At 62.4% G+C, this 18,514-nt stretch carries 20 protein-coding genes and 1 tRNA gene; 11 read left to right on the top strand and 10 right to left on the bottom strand.

Going from position 1 to position 18,514, the window contains the following annotated elements; translation table 11 throughout:
• Nucleotides 1–4: 4 nt before the first annotated feature.
• Nucleotides 5–859 carry an FKBP-type peptidyl-prolyl cis-trans isomerase gene (locus SynA1524_RS08295; protein ID WP_186496767.1) on the bottom strand — a complete coding sequence of 285 codons (855 nt, stop codon included), beginning with the start codon at nucleotides 857–859 and terminating at the stop codon, nucleotides 5–7.
• A gap of 71 nt (nucleotides 860–930) precedes the next feature.
• Between SynA1524_RS08295 and SynA1524_RS08290 the strand changes: the two genes are divergently transcribed.
• Nucleotides 931–1,263, top strand: coding sequence for an MGMT family protein (locus SynA1524_RS08290; RefSeq protein ID WP_286188541.1), 333 nt, complete (start codon nucleotides 931–933; stop codon nucleotides 1,261–1,263).
• Between the two features lie 12 nt (nucleotides 1,264–1,275).
• A complete protein-coding gene (locus SynA1524_RS08285; protein WP_186496764.1) occupies nucleotides 1,276–2,601 on the top strand; it encodes a 16S rRNA (cytosine(967)-C(5))-methyltransferase in 1,326 nt (441 codons plus the stop codon).
• Here the strand turns inward: SynA1524_RS08285 and SynA1524_RS08280 are convergent.
• The 3 genes from SynA1524_RS08280 to petP are packed head-to-tail and all read right to left on the bottom strand — an operon-like array spanning nucleotide 2,589 to nucleotide 5,865.
• On the bottom strand, nucleotides 2,589–4,688 hold the full coding sequence (locus SynA1524_RS08280; protein ID WP_186496762.1) for a transglycosylase domain-containing protein: 2,100 nt from the start codon (nucleotides 4,686–4,688) through the stop codon (nucleotides 2,589–2,591). The genes SynA1524_RS08285 and SynA1524_RS08280 overlap by 13 nt on opposite strands.
• On the bottom strand, nucleotides 4,685–5,638 hold the full coding sequence (gene chlG / locus SynA1524_RS08275) for a chlorophyll synthase ChlG (RefSeq protein ID WP_186496760.1): 954 nt from the start codon (nucleotides 5,636–5,638) through the stop codon (nucleotides 4,685–4,687). Before chlG ends, SynA1524_RS08280 begins: the two co-directional genes overlap by 4 nt.
• 11 nt (nucleotides 5,639–5,649) lie before the next feature.
• Nucleotides 5,650–5,865 carry a cytochrome b6f subunit PetP gene (gene petP / locus SynA1524_RS08270; RefSeq protein ID WP_011128538.1) on the bottom strand — a complete coding sequence of 72 codons (216 nt, stop codon included), beginning with the start codon at nucleotides 5,863–5,865 and terminating at the stop codon, nucleotides 5,650–5,652.
• A 56-nt stretch (nucleotides 5,866–5,921) separates the two neighbouring features.
• Here petP and hisF point away from each other — a divergent pair, with 56 nt between their 5' ends.
• The 7 genes from hisF to SynA1524_RS08240 all read left to right on the top strand — a co-directional run bounded on the left by hisF (nucleotide 5,922) and on the right by SynA1524_RS08240 (nucleotide 11,609).
• The gene (gene hisF / locus SynA1524_RS08265) at nucleotides 5,922–6,692 is read left to right on the top strand and encodes an imidazole glycerol phosphate synthase subunit HisF (protein WP_186496759.1); all 771 of its coding nucleotides are present in this window, start codon (nucleotides 5,922–5,924) and stop codon (nucleotides 6,690–6,692) included.
• On the top strand, nucleotides 6,689–7,390 hold the full coding sequence (ubiE, locus tag SynA1524_RS08260; RefSeq protein WP_186496757.1) for a bifunctional demethylmenaquinone methyltransferase/2-methoxy-6-polyprenyl-1,4-benzoquinol methylase UbiE: 702 nt from the start codon (nucleotides 6,689–6,691) through the stop codon (nucleotides 7,388–7,390). The genes hisF and ubiE overlap by 4 nt, the downstream gene beginning before the upstream one ends.
• Nucleotides 7,391–7,465: 75 nt before the next feature.
• The gene (locus tag SynA1524_RS08255) at nucleotides 7,466–7,816 is read left to right on the top strand and encodes a hypothetical protein (protein WP_186496755.1); all 351 of its coding nucleotides are present in this window, start codon (nucleotides 7,466–7,468) and stop codon (nucleotides 7,814–7,816) included.
• Nucleotides 7,817–8,745: 929 nt separating this feature from the next.
• A complete protein-coding gene (gene glyQ / locus SynA1524_RS08250) occupies nucleotides 8,746–9,636 on the top strand; it encodes a glycine--tRNA ligase subunit alpha (RefSeq protein ID WP_186496753.1) in 891 nt (296 codons plus the stop codon).
• A 57-nt stretch (nucleotides 9,637–9,693) separates the two neighbouring features.
• Nucleotides 9,694–11,097, top strand: a complete 1,404-nt coding sequence (locus tag SynA1524_RS08245) for a ComEC/Rec2 family competence protein (RefSeq protein WP_286188540.1) — start codon at nucleotides 9,694–9,696, stop codon at nucleotides 11,095–11,097.
• Nucleotides 11,098–11,113: 16 nt separating this feature from the next.
• A complete protein-coding gene (locus tag SynA1524_RS13050) occupies nucleotides 11,114–11,467 on the top strand; it encodes a hypothetical protein (protein WP_286188539.1) in 354 nt (117 codons plus the stop codon).
• 55 nt (nucleotides 11,468–11,522) lie between these two features.
• Nucleotides 11,523–11,609 (top strand) — tRNA-Ser (locus SynA1524_RS08240).
• Nucleotides 11,610–11,615: 6 nt separating this feature from the next.
• On the opposite strand, the gene SynA1524_RS08235 is transcribed toward SynA1524_RS08240, so the two are convergent.
• Nucleotides 11,616–11,873, bottom strand: coding sequence for a DUF8674 family protein (locus SynA1524_RS08235; protein ID WP_186496751.1), 258 nt, complete (start codon nucleotides 11,871–11,873; stop codon nucleotides 11,616–11,618).
• 76 nt (nucleotides 11,874–11,949) lie between these two features.
• Here SynA1524_RS08235 and SynA1524_RS08230 point away from each other — a divergent pair, with 76 nt between their 5' ends.
• Together SynA1524_RS08230 and SynA1524_RS08225 are read left to right on the top strand one after the other, a co-directional pair.
• Entirely contained in the window at nucleotides 11,950–13,179 is a 1,230-nt protein-coding gene (locus tag SynA1524_RS08230) for a glycosyltransferase (RefSeq protein ID WP_186496748.1), read from the top strand.
• A gap of 31 nt (nucleotides 13,180–13,210) precedes the next feature.
• A complete protein-coding gene (locus SynA1524_RS08225) occupies nucleotides 13,211–13,969 on the top strand; it encodes an undecaprenyl-phosphate galactose phosphotransferase family protein (RefSeq protein WP_186496746.1) in 759 nt (252 codons plus the stop codon).
• Here SynA1524_RS08225 and cbiB read toward each other — a convergent pair.
• Genes cbiB through SynA1524_RS08200 form a run of 5 tightly spaced genes read right to left on the bottom strand, consistent with a single transcriptional unit; the run spans nucleotide 13,963 to nucleotide 18,506 of the window.
• The gene (gene cbiB / locus SynA1524_RS08220; RefSeq protein WP_186496744.1) at nucleotides 13,963–14,955 is read right to left on the bottom strand and encodes an adenosylcobinamide-phosphate synthase CbiB; all 993 of its coding nucleotides are present in this window, start codon (nucleotides 14,953–14,955) and stop codon (nucleotides 13,963–13,965) included. The two genes, SynA1524_RS08225 and cbiB, sit on opposite strands and share 7 nt — an antisense overlap.
• 4 nt (nucleotides 14,956–14,959) lie before the next feature.
• Entirely contained in the window at nucleotides 14,960–15,955 is a 996-nt protein-coding gene (ilvC, locus tag SynA1524_RS08215; protein WP_186496743.1) for a ketol-acid reductoisomerase, read from the bottom strand.
• A 59-nt stretch (nucleotides 15,956–16,014) separates the two neighbouring features.
• A complete protein-coding gene (locus SynA1524_RS08210) occupies nucleotides 16,015–16,617 on the bottom strand; it encodes an ATP-dependent Clp protease proteolytic subunit (protein WP_049692312.1) in 603 nt (200 codons plus the stop codon).
• A 44-nt stretch (nucleotides 16,618–16,661) separates the two neighbouring features.
• A complete protein-coding gene (locus tag SynA1524_RS08205; protein ID WP_186496742.1) occupies nucleotides 16,662–17,330 on the bottom strand; it encodes an ATP-dependent Clp protease proteolytic subunit in 669 nt (222 codons plus the stop codon).
• A 30-nt stretch (nucleotides 17,331–17,360) separates the two neighbouring features.
• Nucleotides 17,361–18,506, bottom strand: coding sequence for a PIN/TRAM domain-containing protein (locus tag SynA1524_RS08200; protein WP_186496741.1), 1,146 nt, complete (start codon nucleotides 18,504–18,506; stop codon nucleotides 17,361–17,363).
• Nucleotides 18,507–18,514 lie beyond the last annotated feature (8 nt).

Here is an 18,514-nt window from a genome sequence, read left to right as displayed (position 1 = left end):
GTCGTCAGAGGAGCAAATGGGATCCCTTCAGCTTCTCAACCCCAGGCAATGCAACGACAAACTCTGCCGACTGGTCGCCATCGATGTCAAGGGAAAGGGTTTCCTTGGCAAACCGTACTTCGCCGGCCGTTCCTGAGAACTTGCCCTTTTTGATGAACTGCAGCTCATCAGCAAGGGCTTGCAAATTGATCTTGTCCTTCTTGCCGAAATCAAGGATGTGATCGCGCCCTTCCTCATTCACCAACGAGTCCTCCAGGGCGGTGTAAAGGAAACGGTCCTTGCCTTTGCCGCCGATCAGCACATCGGCGCCCAGGCCGCCGTGAAGGGTGTCCTTGCCTTTAAGTCCGATGAGCAGATCAGCTTGATCTCGTCCGTTCAGTTCATCATTGAGGTCCAAGCCTGTCTGGGTGAACTGGACTGTTGCCAGGAGCTCGTCCGTCAGACCGAGCTTCTTGGTTTTGATCCCGATGTCCTTGAAATCGAGATAGATCGGAACGGCTTCGCCACCGGGAAGCACCGCCAGCACCTCAACGGTGAAAATCAAAGGGCTGTTCGAGGGGATGGTGTCGCCAATGGCTTGCTCCCCATAGGCAAGCTCCGAGGGGATCTTGAGCTCCACAACCTCACCGAGCTTCTGACCGTTCAGCCCCTGATCCCAGCCCTGGATCACTTGCCCCGCTCCGAGAACGAAGTCGAAGGGGGTGCGGCCTTCTTCGGGTTCAAAACTGCTGAAGTCGAAACTCGCATCAAATTGCTCACCGTTCAGCAGCTCGCCCTGGTAATGCACCAGGAGTCGATCGCCGTCTTGAAGCTTGCGGCCTTTCGACTTGCGCAACACCGTCGTGGTGAGCTCAGTCACGGAATTTTGAGACATTAACGTTCGTACGTTTCGGCTTACTTTGGCGAAGAACGCTGCGGCTGCTTGGTTCGGTGGAGCGCTCTTTTGATCAGCGCGTGTGGCTGATGGTGTCGCGCATCCCATCTGGACAGCTCGCCACCTACGGGCAGATCGCGGATCTGATCGGTGCCTATGGCTGTGCCCGGCAGGTGGGGTGGGCTTTGCGTCGTCTGTCGTTGCCCTCAAACGTGCCCTGGCATCGGGTGGTGAATGCCCAGGGGCGTATATCGATGAGCCTCAGCCGCGAGGGCAGCGACTGGATCCAGCGGGAGATGCTGCTGGCGGAAGGGGTTCCTGTGGATGAGGAGGGTCGTTTGCCGTTGAAGGAACGGCTGTGGCGGCCGGACGCTATGTCTGGATCCTGAGGGTTGACTGGATTGACGCAGCCGCAAACCAAAGGACTGGCTCCACGCAGGCTCGCCTGGGAGGTGCTGCAGGCGGTGGCAGCAGGTGCCTATGCCGATGTTGCTCTGGAACGGGCCTTGCGGGAGCGTCCCCTGTTTGGAGCCGATCGGGGCCTGGCCACGGAACTGGCCTATGGAGCGATCCGCCGGCGTCGCCCCCTGGATGCCTGGCTGGACCGGCTGGGCAAGATTCCGGCGTCGAAACAACCGCCCAAGCTGCGCTGGCTGCTGCACGTGGGGCTCTATCAGCTGCTCTGGATGGAGCGCATTCCCGCCTCCGCTGCGGTGAACACCACCGTGGATCTGGCGAAGGCTGTTGGTCTGGCCCGTCTGGCTCCTGTGGTCAACGGCATGCTGCGCTCCGCTCTGCGGGCTCAGGAGTCTGGCCAGTTGTTGGACATACCCACCGACTGGGCTGCCGCTCTCGCCCTTGAGCATTCATTGCCGGACTGGTTACCGCCGCTGCTGCTGCAGTGGCGAGGGGCAGAGGGTGCCGCCGCCGTGGCGGCCGCCTGCAATCAGGTGCCCTCCCTTGATCTGAGGGTAAATCCCTTGCGGGCATCGAGGGAGGAGGTGATGGCTGCCATGGAAAGTGCCGGGATCAGCAGTCATCCCATCGATGGTTGTCCCCAGGGCTTGCAGGTGGAGGGTCACAAGGGTGACCTGCGCAGCTGGCCCGGCTACGACGACGGCCATTGGTGTGTTCAGGATCGGGCAGCGCAGTGGGTGGCACCGCTGCTGGCTGCACTGCCCGGTGATCGCATCCTGGATGCCTGTGCTGCCCCGGGGGGGAAGACAACCCATCTGGCAGAGCTGGTAATGGATCAGGCTGAGATCTGGGCTGTGGACCGTTCGGCCGGTCGCTTGAAACGGGTGGCGGCCAATGCTGCCCGGCTTGGCCATGGTTCGATTCAGGCCCTGGCAGCGGATGCCGAGCAGCTCTTGAAGGATCGTCCCGAGTGGCGCGGCCGTTTCCAGCGGATCCTGATCGATGCCCCCTGTTCTGGGCTTGGCACTTTGGCCCGGCATCCTGATGCGCGTTGGCGGATGACCCCCTCTGCGATAGAAGGTCTCTTGCCCCTCCAGAGGGCGCTGTTGGAGGGGCTACTGCCGTTGCTGGCCGAGACCGGAACCCTTGTATATGCCACCTGCACGATCCACCCAGCGGAGAACACGTCTCAGGTCCGGTGGCTACTGAAGCATCACCCTGAGCTCAACTTGCTCGATGAAACCCAGCGCTGGCCCGATGCTGAAAGCGGTGGTGATGGTTTCTATGCCGCGGTTCTTCAGCGCCGTTGAATCTGCGGTTTGAGCCAGTTGCGCCGGCCGTTCACCTCAGCAGGAGGCTCACCCGGTGGTTCGGGTTGAGCTGTAGGGCCTGGACTTTGCTCAAAAAGTGGCTGGGTGTAAGGGACCGGGGCAGGGAGAGGGACAGGCGCAGGAGCCATCGATGGATCGGGTTCCCAGCGTGGGGCTGTGTAAACGGGCTTTGGCGCGTAGTCGTAGCCGCGGTAAGGGATTTTTTTGTCTGTTTTCTTCGGTTTGGCTTTGCCTGGCGGCTTGAACGGACGTTTCAGAACGGGTTTTGCCGGGAACGGCTGCTGAGGAAACTCGTCCTCGATCTGAACCATGAATTGCTTCCAGGTCCAAGCGGCTTCCCCGCTGTTGCTCTTTGTTTCTTTGTTGTTGTCGTAGCCGAACCACACAGCTGTGGTGAGCTGCGGGATTGATCCGATAAACCAGAGATCGCGGGCACCTTCGGAGGTTCCCGTCTTGCCCGCCACAGCTCGGTTGTCCAGCTTGGCGGCGATGCCCGTACCACCGGTCACGACCCGTTGAAGCATCCAGTTCATGGCATCAGCGACATCACTGTCCAGAGCGCGACGGCCGCGATCGCCATCAATGCGACGGCTCCAGATCAATTCATCCTTGGGACCGCGGATTTCTTCGAACGGTGTCGGTTGCACAAATACCCCGCGGTTCGTCACACCGGCATAGGCCGCGGCCATCTCCAGCACCGTCTGTTCGTAGGCCCCGATCGCCATCGGGTAGTACTTGCCAAGCGGACGGGTCGTGCCGATATCAAAGCCATTGGCGGTCTCGATGATGGCGTCGAAGCCCACCTTGTCCTGCAATTGGACGGCAACCGTGTTCAGTGAGTTCTTCAGAGCATCTGCGAGGGAGACCGGTCCGAAATATTTGGCGCCGAAGTTCTTTGGGCAGTAACCCCGCCAACAACGTGGCGTATCCAAAAAGATGTCCTCCGGTTTGATGCCCCGGTTGATGGCTGCCGCGTAGGGGAAGAGCTTGAAGGTGGACCCCGGCGATCGAAGGGCCTGGGTGGCGCGATTGAACTGGCTCGCGACGTAGCTCTTCCCGCCCACCATGGCGCGAACGAGACCGGTGCCCGGTTGTATGGAGACCAGAGCCCCCTCGGTGTCGAAGGGGGCATGCCCAAGGATGACCTGCTGGGCCTTCTTTTGCCAGTCGAGGTTGAGGCTGGTGCGCACCTTGAGTCCGCCCACTTCCAGCTGTTCCTGGGTAACGATTTTGGGGAGCTCCTGGGCCACCCAGCTGGTGAAGAACGGTGCTGCGCTGTTGAAGTATTTCGGTGTGGCCGGCTTCAGATTGAGCGGAGAGTTTCTGGCCGCTGAGGCCGCGGTGCTGGTGATGAAACCCTCCTGACGCATCCGCTCCAGCACGATCGATCGTTGCTGCCGCGCCAGCTCTGGATTCACCAGAGGCGAGTACACTGATGGTGCCGGGGGAAGTCCAGCGATGAGAGCGGCTTCCGGCAGCGTGAGCTGATCTGGTGTTTTGGAGAAGTAGTTCCAGGCGGCGTCCGCCACGCCATAGGCACCGGATCCGAGATACACAAAGTTGAGGTACTGCTCAAGGATCTGCTGCTTGCTCAGCTGACGTTCCAGCTTCAGGGCCAGAGCTGCTTCCTTGAGTTTTCGAATGATGGTGCGGTCCTGGCTGAGAAAGACCGTACGGGCCAGCTGCTGGGTGATGGTGCTGGCGCCTTCCCGCACCGATCCCTGTCGGACGTTGGTGACCACCGCGCGGGCAATTCCCCAACCATCGACCCCGTCGTGGTCAAAGAAGCGCCGGTCTTCGGCGGCGATAAAAGCCTGTTGAACCAGCAGGGGCATGGAGCCCGGCTCCAGCTTGTCCCGGGTGGCTGGCCCCAGTTTCTGGATGATGCGCCCCCGCGTGGAGAGCAGCGTGATGGTTCCTGGGCGATTGAAGTTGGCGATGCCGCGGGCATCAGGCAGAGCCGTGTCGATCAGCTTGGTCAGCGCCCGAGTTCCGAGAGCAGCACCGACGCCTACACCCGCTGCAGCTGCGGCGATGAGGGCCCAATGCAGACGGGAGCGGTTCACATCAGCTGAGTGAGTGGACTGTGGCCCACGGCCAGCGCCGTCACCAGCATGCCGAGCACGAGAAAGGGTTGAGCGCTGGCTTGGTATTTGACGTCAAATTCCACGGGGTCCCGCAGCAGCCAGATGTCCTGGAAGGTGATCTGGGGCACGATCAACAGCACCAGCAGAACAGCAGCGAAATGCTGACCGATGGCAATGAGAACGGCAACCATGGCCAGCTGGAAGATGTCGATCATTCCGGCGCTGATCCAACTGGCCGTTTTGATCCCGAACACAACGGGGAGCGACTGAAGCCCCAGTTCCCGGTCCCCCTCAACGCTCTTGAAATCATTCACCACGGCAATGCCCAGGCCGGCGAGGCTGTAGGCAAGGGTCAGAAGAGCCGTACTCCAAGTCAGTTGACCGAACAGGGCCTGGCCAGCCCACCAAGGCAGTGCGATGTAGCTGGCTCCAAGGGCGTAGTTTCCCAGCCAACCGTTCTGCTTCAGCTTCAGCGGTGGAGCTGAATAGATGTAACTGACAAAAGATCCCCCCAGGGCCAGCAGGAACACCACCGGAGTGCTGTGGTCGGCCCAGAGGTCAAGGCCGTAGGACAACGCCAAGCCAGCGATCAGCAGCAGCCAGATCTGCAGCTTGACTTGTCCCAAAGGAATGGCACCGGAAGGTATCGGCCGATAGGGCTCATTGATCGCGTCGATGTCGCGGTCGTAGTAATCGTTGATGGTCTGGGTGAAGCCCGCAAGCAGGGGGCCGCTCATCAACATGCAGGCAAATGCCGCCAGCACGTGGTCCAGCTTCCACTGGTAGTTGCCACTAGCCGCGGCACCACAGATCACACCCCAGATCAAGGGAATCCAGGTGACCGGTTTCATCAGCTGCAGCCGCAGCTTCCAGATGTTGGTGGTGCCGGAGGCACCTTTCATGCCCAGCAGCTGACGTGCGTCGCTCACAGGGAATGTCCTCAGGCAGCTGCGATTTCGTCTTCGAAAAACCAGTTGGTGGAGCCATCGCTTAGTTCCACCACCACACCGATGCCCTTGCCGTCCACGGTGCGGAATTCCTTCACCGTACCGCTGGCGTCAGCTTTGAGCAGGTCCACCAGGCTTTGAGGAATCCGATCACGCACACGGGTGACGCGGATCTTGGAGCCGATGTTGATCGACGCAGCCTGGGACATGGCCTGCAAGGCTTGAATAGTGGCGCAACCCTAACAGTCGCTTTTGCGCCGTTCCGATGGTTGCTCTCCGCTTGATTCCCTGCCTGGATGTCGCCCGCGGACGGGTGGTGAAGGGCGTCAACTTCGTCGGTCTGCGGGATGCCGGTGATCCTGTGGAACTGGCCTGTCGCTACAGCGGCGCTGGGGCGGACGAGCTGGTGTTTCTCGACATCGCGGCCAGCCACGAAGGGCGTGGCACCTTGATCGACATGGTGCGTCGCACCGCTGAATCGGTCACAATACCTTTCACCGTGGGTGGCGGGATCTCCACGGTGGAGGGCATCACCGATCTGCTGAGGGCCGGGGCCGACAAGGTGAGCTTGAACTCCTCAGCCGTGCGACGTCCTGAGTTGGTGCGTGAGGGGGCTGAGCGTTTTGGCTGTCAGTGCATCGTTGTGGCGATCGATGCCCGCAGGCGGGATGTGGATGCCTGGGACGTTTTTGTGAAGGGTGGGCGCGAGAACACCGGTCTGGATGCCGTGGATTGGGCGCGACGGGTGGCGGAGCTCGGTGCTGGCGAAATCCTGCTGACCTCCATGGATGGCGATGGCACCCAGGCGGGCTACGACCTTGCCCTGACCCGTGCAGTGGCGGATGCAGTGCCGGTGCCGGTGATCGCCTCCGGTGGTGCCGGTTGCATGGACCACATCGCCCAGGCCCTGGAGACAGGACCGGACGGTGGCCATGCCTCCGCTGCCCTGCTGGCTTCCCTGTTGCATGACGGTGTTCTCACGGTCGAGGAGATCAAGCAGGATCTGCTGGCGCGAGGTCTGTCGATTCGTCCGTGAAACCAGGTGACCCCGCTGCGGTTGAGCAGCTGTTCGATTCGGTCGCATCCCGTTACGACCAACTCAATGACCTGCTGAGCCTTGGGCTGCATCGCCAGTGGAAGCGCCAGTTGCAGTGCTTGCTCAGCCCCGCAGCTGGAGAGACCTGGCTCGATCTCTGCTGCGGGACGGGGGATCTCGCCCTTGAGCTGGCCCGCCGCGTTCGGCCCGGTGGCTCAGTGCTGGGTCTGGATGCCGCGGCAGCACCGCTGGAGCTCGCCCGTCAACGCCAAAGCCGTCAGCCCTGGCTGAATGTTGTGTTCCAGCAGGGGGATGCCCTGTCCACGGGGCTGCCGGACGCCTCGGCCGATGGGATCGTGATGGCCTATGGCCTGCGCAACCTCGCGGATCCAGCGGCGGGACTGAAGGAGATGGCCCGTCTGCTAAAACCAGGTCGCCGCGCTGGTGTGCTCGATTTCAATCGCCTGGCGACGGCGGGGCCTGCCGCGGACTTCCAGCGCTTTTATCTGCGTAGGCTTGTGGTGCCGGTGGCGTCTGCGGCTGGTCTCAAGGAGGAATACGCCTATCTGGAGGAGAGCTTGAAAGGGTTCCCCGATGGCACGGCTCAGGAGCGTCTGGCCCTGGAGGCGGGATTTGCAGAGGCCAGTCATCACACCCTGGTGGCGGGCCAGATGGGAATGCTGCTGTTGCAACGGTGAAGCTTGTGTTGCGTCGCTTGCGACACAGGCGATTGGTGTTGTAAAGCTAAAGACAAGTTTAAGAAGGGGTCTGCAGTGGCTTTCCCGCTCCCGACGCTGCTTCCCACGATTGAGGAGTTGCTTCAGGAGGTGCAGTGGTTGGATGGACTGATCCTGGTGACCGATTCAGCGCGCGCCAGCTTTGTCTCCTTTTCGCAGGTGGATCCCCTGCTCCGGCGCCTGCGCCAGCGACCCAAGGGCCATGAAGTGGCCGAAAAGCTCTGCATGTCCTTGCTGGAATCCCACGGCAAGGGCGGCGCCAAGCCGGTGCTCGTGTTCCAGGGCGATGGCAGTTTTTGGCTCGGGTTGATCGGACCGAACGGCAGCAACCCCCATCGCCATCACGCCATTGCTCACCTGCACCGCTGTCTGGCTTTGAAGAGCTGAGGTCTGCCAGGCTCGGGTCGTTTGCATCCCTCTGGTGATGGAGCGGCTCAGTTGCCTCCAGTCGATCCAACGGGTTGAAGACCACCCTTATCACCACGTCTTCACCGAAGCGGCGCTGCCGGAGGCGATCTATTCAGAACTGGAGGCGACCTTCCCTGAAGAGCAGATCCTGGGCCGGGTCCAGCGGATGGATGGCGGCAGCCCCACCCGACGTCTGAAAACCCCAGAAGCACTGGCCTGGAGCGATCTCCCTCCCATCTGGGAGGACTTCCTGCGGTTTCACACCAGTGCCGAGTACTTGCAGGCGGTGGTGCGTCTGTTTGAGCCCCAACTGCTGCTCTGTCTCGGACCGAGAGGCTTGCAGCGGTTGCTTGCCGGTTCGGTGGCACCAAGGCGGATGGGTGGCCCATCGGATCTCGTCACCGACTGTCAGTTCGTGCTGAACGAGCCCATCGGCGGGGCGTCCACCAATCAGCCGCCCCATGTGGACAACCCCAAGGAGATCTATGCGGGGCTCCTCTACATGCGTTCACCTCGAGATCAGGCATCCGGTGGTGAGTTCACCCTGCATCGGCTTGATCAGCCGATCCGCCGGATGGACAAGGCCATCGGCCGGCAGCTGGCGCCAAAACTGCGCATGCCGTTGCACTCGTTGCCGTACCGGCGCAATTGCTTTGTGCTGTTCCTCAACACCCGCGGTGCTGTCCACAGCGTTACCCCACGCCGCGATCCAGTGGTGCGTCGCCGCAGCATCAACATCATTGGCCAGTTCGCCGGTCGGGAGCGGATGTGGCGGATCCCCGAGTTCGACAGCCGTTCCTCCCGTCTCAGGCAGCTCGGCCAGTTGGCACGAACGGGCTGGCCAGGTCGATGGGGCAGGGGGGCTGACTCCCTAGGCAGAATCAACCCCAAGGCACCTTCGCTTCGCAGTGCATTTTCAGGACATCATCTCGACTTTGCAGCGCTTCTGGGCGGATCAGGGATGCCTGCTGCTGCAGCCCTACGACACCGAGAAAGGGGCCGGCACCATGAGCCCCCATACGGTGCTGCGGGCGATCGGTCCGGAACCATGGGCCGTGGCCTATCCGGAGCCCTGCCGCAGGCCCACCGATGGCCGCTATGGCGATAACCCCAACCGGGCTCAGCATTACTTCCAGTTCCAGGTGCTGATCAAGCCCTCCCCGGACGGCATCCAGGAGACCTACCTCGCCTCTCTGGAAGCCCTGGGCATCAAGGCAGCCGACCACGACATCCGCTTTGTGGAGGACAACTGGGAATCCCCCACCCTCGGCGCCTGGGGTGTGGGCTGGGAGGTGTGGCTGGACGGAATGGAGGTGACCCAGTTCACCTATTTCCAGCAATGCGGCGGGATCGACTGCAAACCGGTGTCGATCGAAATCACCTACGGCCTCGAGCGTCTGGCCATGTACCTCCAGGACGTGGAGAGCATCTGGGATCTGAGCTGGAACCCTGAGCGCAACTACGGCGACATCTGGCTGCCTTTTGAAAAGGGGCAGTGCCACTTCAACTTCGAGGGCTCCGATCCCGAGCGGCTGAAGCAGCTGTTCGCCATCTATGAGGCCGAGGCCTCTGACCTGATCGAGAAGAAGCTGCCGGCTCCAGCACTGGATTTCGTGCTCAAGTGCAGCCACACCTTCAACCTGTTGGAAGCCCGCGGCGTGATCTCGGTCACCGAACGCACCGCCACCATCGGTCGGATTCGCACCCTGGCCCGCAAGGTGGCGGAAACCTGGCTGGCGGAGCGTGAAGCGCTGGGATTCCCGCTGCTGGAGGGGGGAACACTTCCGTCAGCGGCCTGATGACTCCTGCCCCGATTCCCCTCTGTTCAGTCCTGCGCCCTGCTGCTCTGCCTGGCCTTGCTACTGCGGGGGCTGTTCTGGGGGGCTCCTCTGCCGCAAGCGTCTGATCCATCCCACTCGATCCAGCAGAACTGCTCCGACGTGCAGCTGACCGGTCGGCTGCTGGCGGATGCCCGACGGTTTGATGACGCCTGCTCCGCTCTGGTGGCGGTGGAGTGGATCGACGCGGTTCGTCGTGACGGACGCACGGAGCTTCAGCTCCGCCCTTGTCCGGATCCGCCCCGCCAAGGTTGGCGGGTTCGGGTGCGCGGGCCGCTGAAACGCCCCGCTGCTGGTGTCCACCCCCTGCTGCCTGGTCCGGCGGAACGCTTGGCGGCCCGGGGCAGTTGGAGCCAGCTTCGGGCCACGAGCATCGAGGTGCTCAACCGGCCCTGGACCCCTATCGCCGATCTGCGGCGGCAGGTTGCTGATCGTCTTCAGGCCGCGGCTGGACCAGAGCGAGGCGGGTTGCTGGCGGCGCTAGTGCTGGGGAGCGCCCAGGTGCAGCTTCCCGATGAACTGCGCCAGGCCTTTCGGGTGGCTGGGTTGTCCCATGCCCTGGCGGCGTCAGGCTTCCACCTCTCTGTGCTGCTGGGTGCTGCGCTGGCGGTGGGGCGCTGCCTGGGGCGTTCCCTGCGACTGGCCCTGGCGGCCTTGGCTTTGTTGATCTTTCTGCTCTGCGCCGGGGCGCAACCATCGGTGGTGCGGGCGGTGTTGATGGGGGCCACGGCGCTGCTGATCCGGGAGTCCGGTGAGCGCAGCCGTGGCTTCGGGGTGTTGCTGCTCACCCTCAGCCTGATGCTGCTGGTGCATCCCGCCTGGGCTCGCTCGATCGGTTTTCAGCTCAGCGCTGCCGCCACAACGGGCTTGATCCTCACGGGCCCTGGCCTGGAGCGGTGGTGGGCGGAGTGCTTGCCGACGCGGCTCGGCTGGTTGGCACCAGCCCTGGCTGTTCCCCTCGCGGCGATGTCCTGGACCTTGCCGCTGCAGCTGCTGCACTTCGGCTCTGCTCCCCTCTATGCCTTGCTGGCCAACCTGTTGGCGGCTCCACTGCTGGCCCCGTTGACCCTCTCGGCCATGGGTCTGGCTTTGGCATCGCTGCTGTTGCCGGCGGCGGCACTGCCGCTGCTGGCCTGGCCCGTGGCGCAGTTGGCTGCACTGTTGATTGCTCTGGTGAGCTGGATCAGTCACTGGCCATCCTCAGCCCATGGTTGTGGCGTTGCTGGTGCTCGGCTTGCTGCCATGGCTGTTGACTGGCTGGGGGCGCTGGCGGCCGATGGGGTTGCTGCTCACGCTGTTGGCTGTGGGGGTGCAGGGATGCGTTCAGCTGGCAGATGGTGTGGTGGCGGTTCAGCGAAGCCGGCAGCACTTGCTGCTGGCCCGCCATCAGGGCCGTGGCGCACTCGTCAGTACCTCAGCTGATGTCAGCAGTTGCCGGATGGCCCGCCGCCTGGCGGATGTCCATGGCCATCAACGGCTGGACTGGGTGATGCTGTTGGATCCCGTGGCCACTGAGGCGATGGCCTGTTGGCAGGGTCTGGGGCATCGCGTGGTGGCACTGCATCAGGGGCGCGACGGTCTTGTCGTTGGTCAGCGCCTCCTCAGTGATGGGCTGTCCGTGGAGCTGCTTTCGGATCGCGGCCAGGCAATGCTGCTGCGATTGGTGATCAGCGCTGGCGCCTGCTGCCCCGGCCCCAGGCCCTCTGGGCGCTGCAGGATCAAGGCAGCTCCGCCAATGTCGATGGCACCTGGCTTGGATTTCAGCCCAATCGCACCGAGCGACGCTGGTTGAAGGAAGGCGGAATGGAGGTCGGCCTTTAGAGTTAACTCACGCCAATTTGGCGTATGGAGAGGTGGCAGAGTCCGGTTGATTGCGCACGACTCGAAATCGTGTAGGGGTCAAACCCTCGTGGGTTCGAATCCCACCCTCTCCGTTTTGATCAGGAGTGAAACAGCAGCACCAGGCCCTGTTGCACCTGGTGGAACTCCCGTTCTTCGCGACTGAGGTCAAGTCCCACCTTGAGTCCCTCCTGCAGGGCGTCGTCGAAGGGAGGTGTTGTCGGGGCTGTGTCATCAGTCCACAGCGCTGCGATGCCCACGGCCGTGGCATGCCACCGGAACCGATTCGTGGTGCCGATGTCCGGTTCATTCAGAGCCTCCTCGAGCAGGAGGTTGATGGTGGTGTTCGTGCTGGACATGTCGCAAGCATCGTCACCAGATGCAGGTGCCGCAACGGGCTGAGAGACTTCGTTGCGTTCGGGGTTGAGTGGCGCGATGGCTCCAGCAAAGGAGGATCTCCCCCAGCGCATCGCCCTGGCCCACGAATGGTTCACACCGCGATCCACAGGCGGGGCTGAGCTGGTGGTGCAGGCGATCGATGCTTTGTTGTGCGAACTCGATCGCACGCCGCAACTGGCGGCGCTGGTTGATGGAGAGTCATCACGGTCGGGTAGCTGGTTGTCCGGGCGCAACATCCGCACCAGCCCGATCCAGCAGTTGCCCTGGGGCATCAGCCATGTGCAGCAATATCTGCCGCTGCTGCCCCTGGCGATTGAGCAGATCGACCTGGGTGATGCCGAGCTGGTGATCAGCAGCAGTCATCTTGTGGCCAAAGGTGTGCTGACGGCTCCGGATCAGCTGCATCTCAGCTATGTGCACACGCCTGTGCGATACGCCTGGGATCAGATGCACGCATACCTCAGCCGATCTGCATTGGCGCGGCGGGGGGTCGGTCCTCTGATCCGCTGGCAGCTGCATGCCCTGCGCCAGTGGGACCAGCTCAGCGCCAAGCGGGTCGATCACCTGCTGGCGAATTCCCGCTTCACCGCCCGGCGCATCCAGAAGTTTTGGGGATGTCAGGCCCAGGTGTTGCACCCACCGGTTGCCGTGGAGCGCTTCCGCTGGGATGCCCCGCGCGACGACATTTATCTCTGCCTCTGCCGGTTGGTGCCGTACAAGCGGGTGGATCTGGTGGTGGAAGCTTTCAATCGTCTGGGTATGCCGTTGGTGGTGGTGGGTGACGGACCTGAGCGACAGCGCCTGGAAGCCTTGGCGGGTCCCACGGTCACCCTGCTGGGGCGCCAAAGCCAAGAGCAGGTGGAAGCGCTGATGTCCTCCTGTCGGGCGTTTGTGTATGCGGGGCTGGAGGATTTCGGTATCGCCCCGGTTGAGGCGATGGCAGCAGGAGCCCCGGTGATCGGACTCGGCCGTGGTGGCCTGCTGGATACGGTGCGCTGCGCCACGACCGGTCTCGAGCAGGCCACGGGTGTACTGTTCCCGCAGCAGAGCGTCAGGTCGCTGGTGGAGGCGGTGAGCTGGTTCGAGCAGAAGCGGATCTGGCGGCAGCTGGATGCCGCTGCGATCCGGCAGTGGGCCGAACGGTTTCGACCTGAAGCCTTCAAGGCCCGGTTTGAGGCAACCCTCCGGCAGGCCTGGACCGCCCATCAGAGCCGCTGTGCCGTTGCAGCGAGTGACCCTGCTGGGATGCCAGCCCTGCAGCTGTGACGTTGAGTATGCCGAGACGCAAGATGAGCCTTTGATCACGGCCTCCCGCCCTTCCTTGCGACAGGCTGCCGGGCTGGCCATCGGTCGAAGCTCTTACAAGCCGCATCTGGCGGTGATCTCCTCACCTCCCTCGCGGTTGCCAGCCGGGACGCTGATCCGTCAGCAGAGCCGCATGGGACGGGGGCTGAAACGCAGCGGCGACATCCTGTTCTCTCTGGCTGTTCTGGGTCTTGGATCACCCGTCCTGCTTTTGTTGGCCCTATTGGTCAAGCTGAGCTCCCCTGGTCCTGTCTTTTATGTGCAGCGACGCGTCGGACGCGGTTATCAGCGTTTCGGCTGCATCAAGTTCCGCACGATGCGTCCGGATGCGGATGCTGTTCTGGCCAAGGTGCTGGAGAACGATCCGGCGCTGCGTGCCGAGTACGAACGCGACTTCAAGCTGAAGCGTGACCCACGCATCACCACCATCGGGCGTTTTCTGCGCCGTTCCAGCCTGGATGAGCTTCCTCAATTCCTCAATGTGCTGCGCGGTCAGATGAGCGTGGTGGGTCCTAGGCCGATCGTGGACAAGGAACTGCAGCGCTACGGCGCCTACATGGACGAAGTGGCCTCCGTCCGTCCGGGACTCACTGGGCTCTGGCAGGTGAGCGGCCGCAACAACCTCAGCTACAAAAAACGCGTCAAGCTGGATCTCGCCTACGCCAGGGGACGCTCCTTCAACCTGGATCTGGCCATCATCCTGCGCACCTTTGGGGTGCTGCTGTTGCCGATGGACCGCGGCGCTTACTGAGTCAGTCCAAGAAGAACGATCCAGAGCAGCTCCAGGCGGATCGTCAGCTTGAGGATTGTTTCGATGGCTTGGCGGTCGGGTTCCGGCTGATCGGCCGCCAGCAAGGGTTTCTCGACCCAGGTTGCTCCGTAACGATTGCGGCCGCCGAGGCGCACCCCAGCGCAATGGGCATAGATCGCCTCCGAACGCCCGGCGTTGGGGGAGGGATCCGGGGCTCCGTCCTGTTCCGCTGCTTGCACTAACGCAGACCAGCGATGCCAGGGGGCGCTCACCAGCGGCAGGCTGACCATCACCACACGGCAGGGCAGCCAGGTGAGCAGATCATCCAGCCGCGCACCTGCAGTCCCGAGCCAACGCAGCCGGCCTGTGCGGTAACCGAGCATGGAATCGAGGGTGCTGGATGCTTTGAACATCCAGGCCAGTGCCAGGGGGCCTGGCGCCGCGGGGTTCAGGCGCCACAGCAAGCAGCCTGCAGCCATCCAGAACAGAGGCGCGAATAATCCATCGACCGCGTTTTCGGAAGCGGTTTCCGCACAGGCCCGCAGGATGCCCCCTCGCTCCAGCTCGCTCACATCACGGCCCACAATCCAACTCAGTTTTTGCCGGGCCAGCGTGGGTTCATCGGTGGCTTGTTCCGGCAGGGCCTGAAGCACTGCCATGACGCTCTCGTAAAGGCTGCGACCCGCCAGGGCACTGGCCAGGGCAACTACCAGAACAGGCCAGCCGATCGGACCGGCCGTGCGGCAGACCCATTCGATTGCCCAGCCCAGCAGACCACTGCTGACCACCAGAACCACGGTGATGAGTCCACCGCTGAGCCGAAGTTTCCAGGGGTCGTCCCTCGCCAACGACTCCAATCCACGACGCAAGGTCTGGATCCACCAGCCCATCACCACCACTGGATGCAGCATCCAGCGGGGGTCTCCCACGAACCAATCCAGCCCGGTGGCGGCGGCAACCGCCAGAACTCCGGGCTGGAGCGCCATGGCTTCAGGCGTCCTTCAGCCAGCTGAACATCGAACGCAGGCCCTTGCCCACCTTTTCGATCGGGTGTTGGGAGTCGCGGTCGCGCACCTTCTTCATCTCCGGCTTGCCGGCCTCACATTCGGCCACGAAGTTCTTGGCAAAGGTGCCGTCCTGGATGTCAGCCAGAACCCGCTTCATCTCCGCCTTGGTGTCGGCAGTGATCAGCCGGGGCCCGCTGACGTAATCGCCGTATTCCGCAGTGTTGGAGATGGAGTCACGCATCGAGGTGAGACCACCTTTCACCATCAGATCCACGATCAGCTTCACCTCATGGAGGCACTCGAAGTAAGCGAGTTCAGGCTGGTAACCCGCCTCCACCAGGGTCTCGAAACCAGCCTTCACCAGCTCGGACAGACCGCCGCAGAGCACCGCCTGTTCACCGAACAGATCGGTTTCGGTTTCTTCCTTGAAGTTGGTTTCGAGAATGCCGGCACGGGTGCCGCCGATTCCCTTGGCGTAGGCCATGGCAAGGCCACGTGCCTGACCGGAAGCATCCTGCTCGATCGCGAACAGCGCAGGCACACCCTGGCCGTTCTGGTACTCCCAGCGCACGGTGTGACCAGGACCCTTGGGGGCGATCATCACTACATCCACATCGGCGGGGGGCTTGATCAGCTCGAAGCGGATGTTGAAACCATGGGCGAAACTCAACACCTTGCCAGACGTGAGGTGAGGAGCGATCTCCTTCTCGTAGACGTCCTTCTGGAACTCATCCGGCAGCAGCACCATCACCCAGTCGGCTTTGGAGCATGCATTGGCCACGCTGAGGACCTCTAAGCCATCGGCTTTGGCCTTGTCTGCGGAGCGGCTGCCGTCGTAGAGGCCAACCACCACGTTCACGCCACTGTCCTTCAGGTTCAGGGCGTGGGCATGGCCCTGGGAGCCGTAGCCAATAATGGCCATGGTCTTGCCATTCAGCAGACCGAGATCGGCGTCGGAGTCGTAAAAGAGCTGGGCCATCCGGGGCGGGCGTGCGGAGCTGTGCGATGCACGAGCTTACGCAGTGGCCGTCCCGAGGGTCAGGCTTCGTTGGGGTGGGAGATCACCCGATCGATCAGGCCGTAGTCCTTGGCTTCCTCGGCACTGAGGAAGTAATCGCGGTCTGTGTCCTTCTCGATCTTTTCAAAGCTCTGGCCGCTCATGTCGGAGAGCGAGCGATTGAGCATCTCCTTCATCCGCAGAATTTCACGGGCTTCAATTTCGATGTCGCTGGCCTGACGGCGACTGGTGCCCCCCAGCGGCTGGTGAATCATGATCCGGCTGTGGGGAAGCGCCACTCGCTTGCCTTTGGTTCCGGCTGCCAGCAGGAAAGCGCCCATGGAGGCGGCCAGGCCCACGCAGATGGTCACCACCTCGCTCTTCACATATTGGATGGTGTCGTAGATGGCCAGGCCGGCTGTGACTGAGCCGCCTGGAGAATTGATGTACAGGTAGATCGGCTTGCTGCTGTCTTCCGAATCGAGGTAGAGCATCTGGGCCACAAGGCTGTTGGCGATGCCGTCATTCACTTCGGAACCGAGGAACAGGATCCGTTCCACCCCCAGACGGGTGTAGATGTCAACCCAGCGCTCCATCTGGCTGCCAGGGAGGCGGTAGGGAACGCTGGGAGTACCGATCGGCATGGCTCAGAGATGAGAGAAACGAGTGAAAAACGAGGATGGGGGATTCAGATGGCGGGGCTGTTCGGCAGCTCCTTGCGGCTGCTCAGCACGCGGTCGATCAGGCCGTATTCCACCGCCTGATCCGGGGTCAGGTAGCTCATCCGGTCGGAATCCTTGCTCAGCTCGTTAACTGAACGCCCTGTGTTGGTGGAGAGAATTTCAAGCATGGCCTGCTTGTTGTGCAGAACCTCCTTCGCACGGATCTGAATATCCGTTGCCTGACCCTGAGCACCGCTGCGGGGCTGATGCAGAACGATCGAGGAGTGGGGGAGTGCTGCACGCTGCCCCTTGGTGCCAGCGGAAAGAATCACGGCTGCGGTGCCCATGGCCTGGCCGATGCAGATGGTGTGAACCGGCGGCTTGACGTAGCGAAGGGTGTCGCAGATGGCGAAAGCTTCTGTTTCGAAGCCGATGGCATCACCTGAGTACCAGCTGGTTCCAGTTGAATTGATATAGAAATAAATGGGTTTCTCGGGATTGTCGAATTCCAGAAAGAGAAGCTGGGCAATGATCAGCTCGGTCACGTCGATGCCCATTTGACGCTTGGCGTCGTCGTCAGAGAACAGGGGCAACCCCAGGTACACAATCCGCTCTTTGAGCAGCAGCGAGGGAAGATCCGGGGGGGGAGTCCGCATCACAGCGCTGTCGCCGTAATAAGGAGCTGATGTCGTCATCTACCGCGTCTCGACTCGTGTGGCAGGAGCCTAGCGGGGGTCTTCGGCCTTGGGGTTGTTCGCTTTGGACGGTTTGCCCTTGCTCTTAACCCTGGAACCGGCGGCTGTCGTGCCGCTCCCGAGACGGGCGAAAACCATCCGTCCGGTTGGGGTTTGCAGGGCTCCAGTGACGACGACAGGCTTTCGTTGGCCGATCAATGGCTTGGCGTCGTTGACCACCACCATCGTGCCGTCGTCCAGATAGCCCACTCCCTGGCTCTCCTCCTTGCCCTCGCGAACGATCTTGAGATTGAGCTCATCGCCAGGCTGGACCTCCGGTCGCAGGGCGATCACCAGTTCACTCAGGTTCATCACCTTGAGGTTCTTGACACTGGCCACCTGAGCCAGATTGAAGTCAGCGGTCACCAGGGTTCCACCGGTGTCATCCGCCAGTTGCAACAGGCGATCGTCCGTGCCGTTGCCGTCGTACCGCGTGCTGTTGATCACCAGTCGCCGGCCATAGGTCTCGCGCAGATCCTTCAGCAATTTCAGGCCGCGACGGCCCTTGGCGCGCTTTTCAATGTTGGTGGAGTCGGAGAGCTGCTGCATCTCGCTGATCACCGTTTCCGCCACGATCACCTGACCTTCCAGCAATCCGCAGGCGAGCATTCCTCGGATCCGGCCGTCGATGATGACGCTGGTATCGAGGATTTTTGCGGTCGCTGGGGTCAGCACCCCGTCCGCCACCAGCAGGGCTTCGGTGCTGGCTGGATTGAGCAGGCGCAGCAGGGTGCGTCCGTGGACCTCGGCCAGGTTGCTGCCCAGGATTCCGAAGAACACATTGCTCACCACCGCCAGCAATGGCTTCAGCAAGACAACGCCGCCGGCAAACGGCAGCAGCAGCACCGGCAGCAGCAGGAGGTTGGCGACCAGCAGGCCCAAGATGAGTCCAACTGCACGACTGACCAGCAGGTCCGTCGGCATGGTCCGCACCTGCTGCATCAACCGGACCCGCAACCGCTTGAACACGAGCCCGGCCAACAGGCCCGCTGCTCCCCCGGCCGCGGTCAGGATCAGGCGCAGTTGCTCAGCATCCGTGTTCGGGTTGACCAGCTGTTCCGGCAGCAGATGAATGCCCAGCCATCCGGCGGCAGCGCCGGACCCCACGAACAGAAGCAGGATGAGCAGATCCACCATGGGCTCAG

The sequence above is a fragment of the Synechococcus sp. A15-24 genome (assembly GCF_014280195.1).
Classification (GTDB): domain Bacteria; phylum Cyanobacteriota; class Cyanobacteriia; order PCC-6307; family Cyanobiaceae; genus Parasynechococcus.
This window is presented reverse-complemented; position numbering and strand designations above follow the sequence as displayed.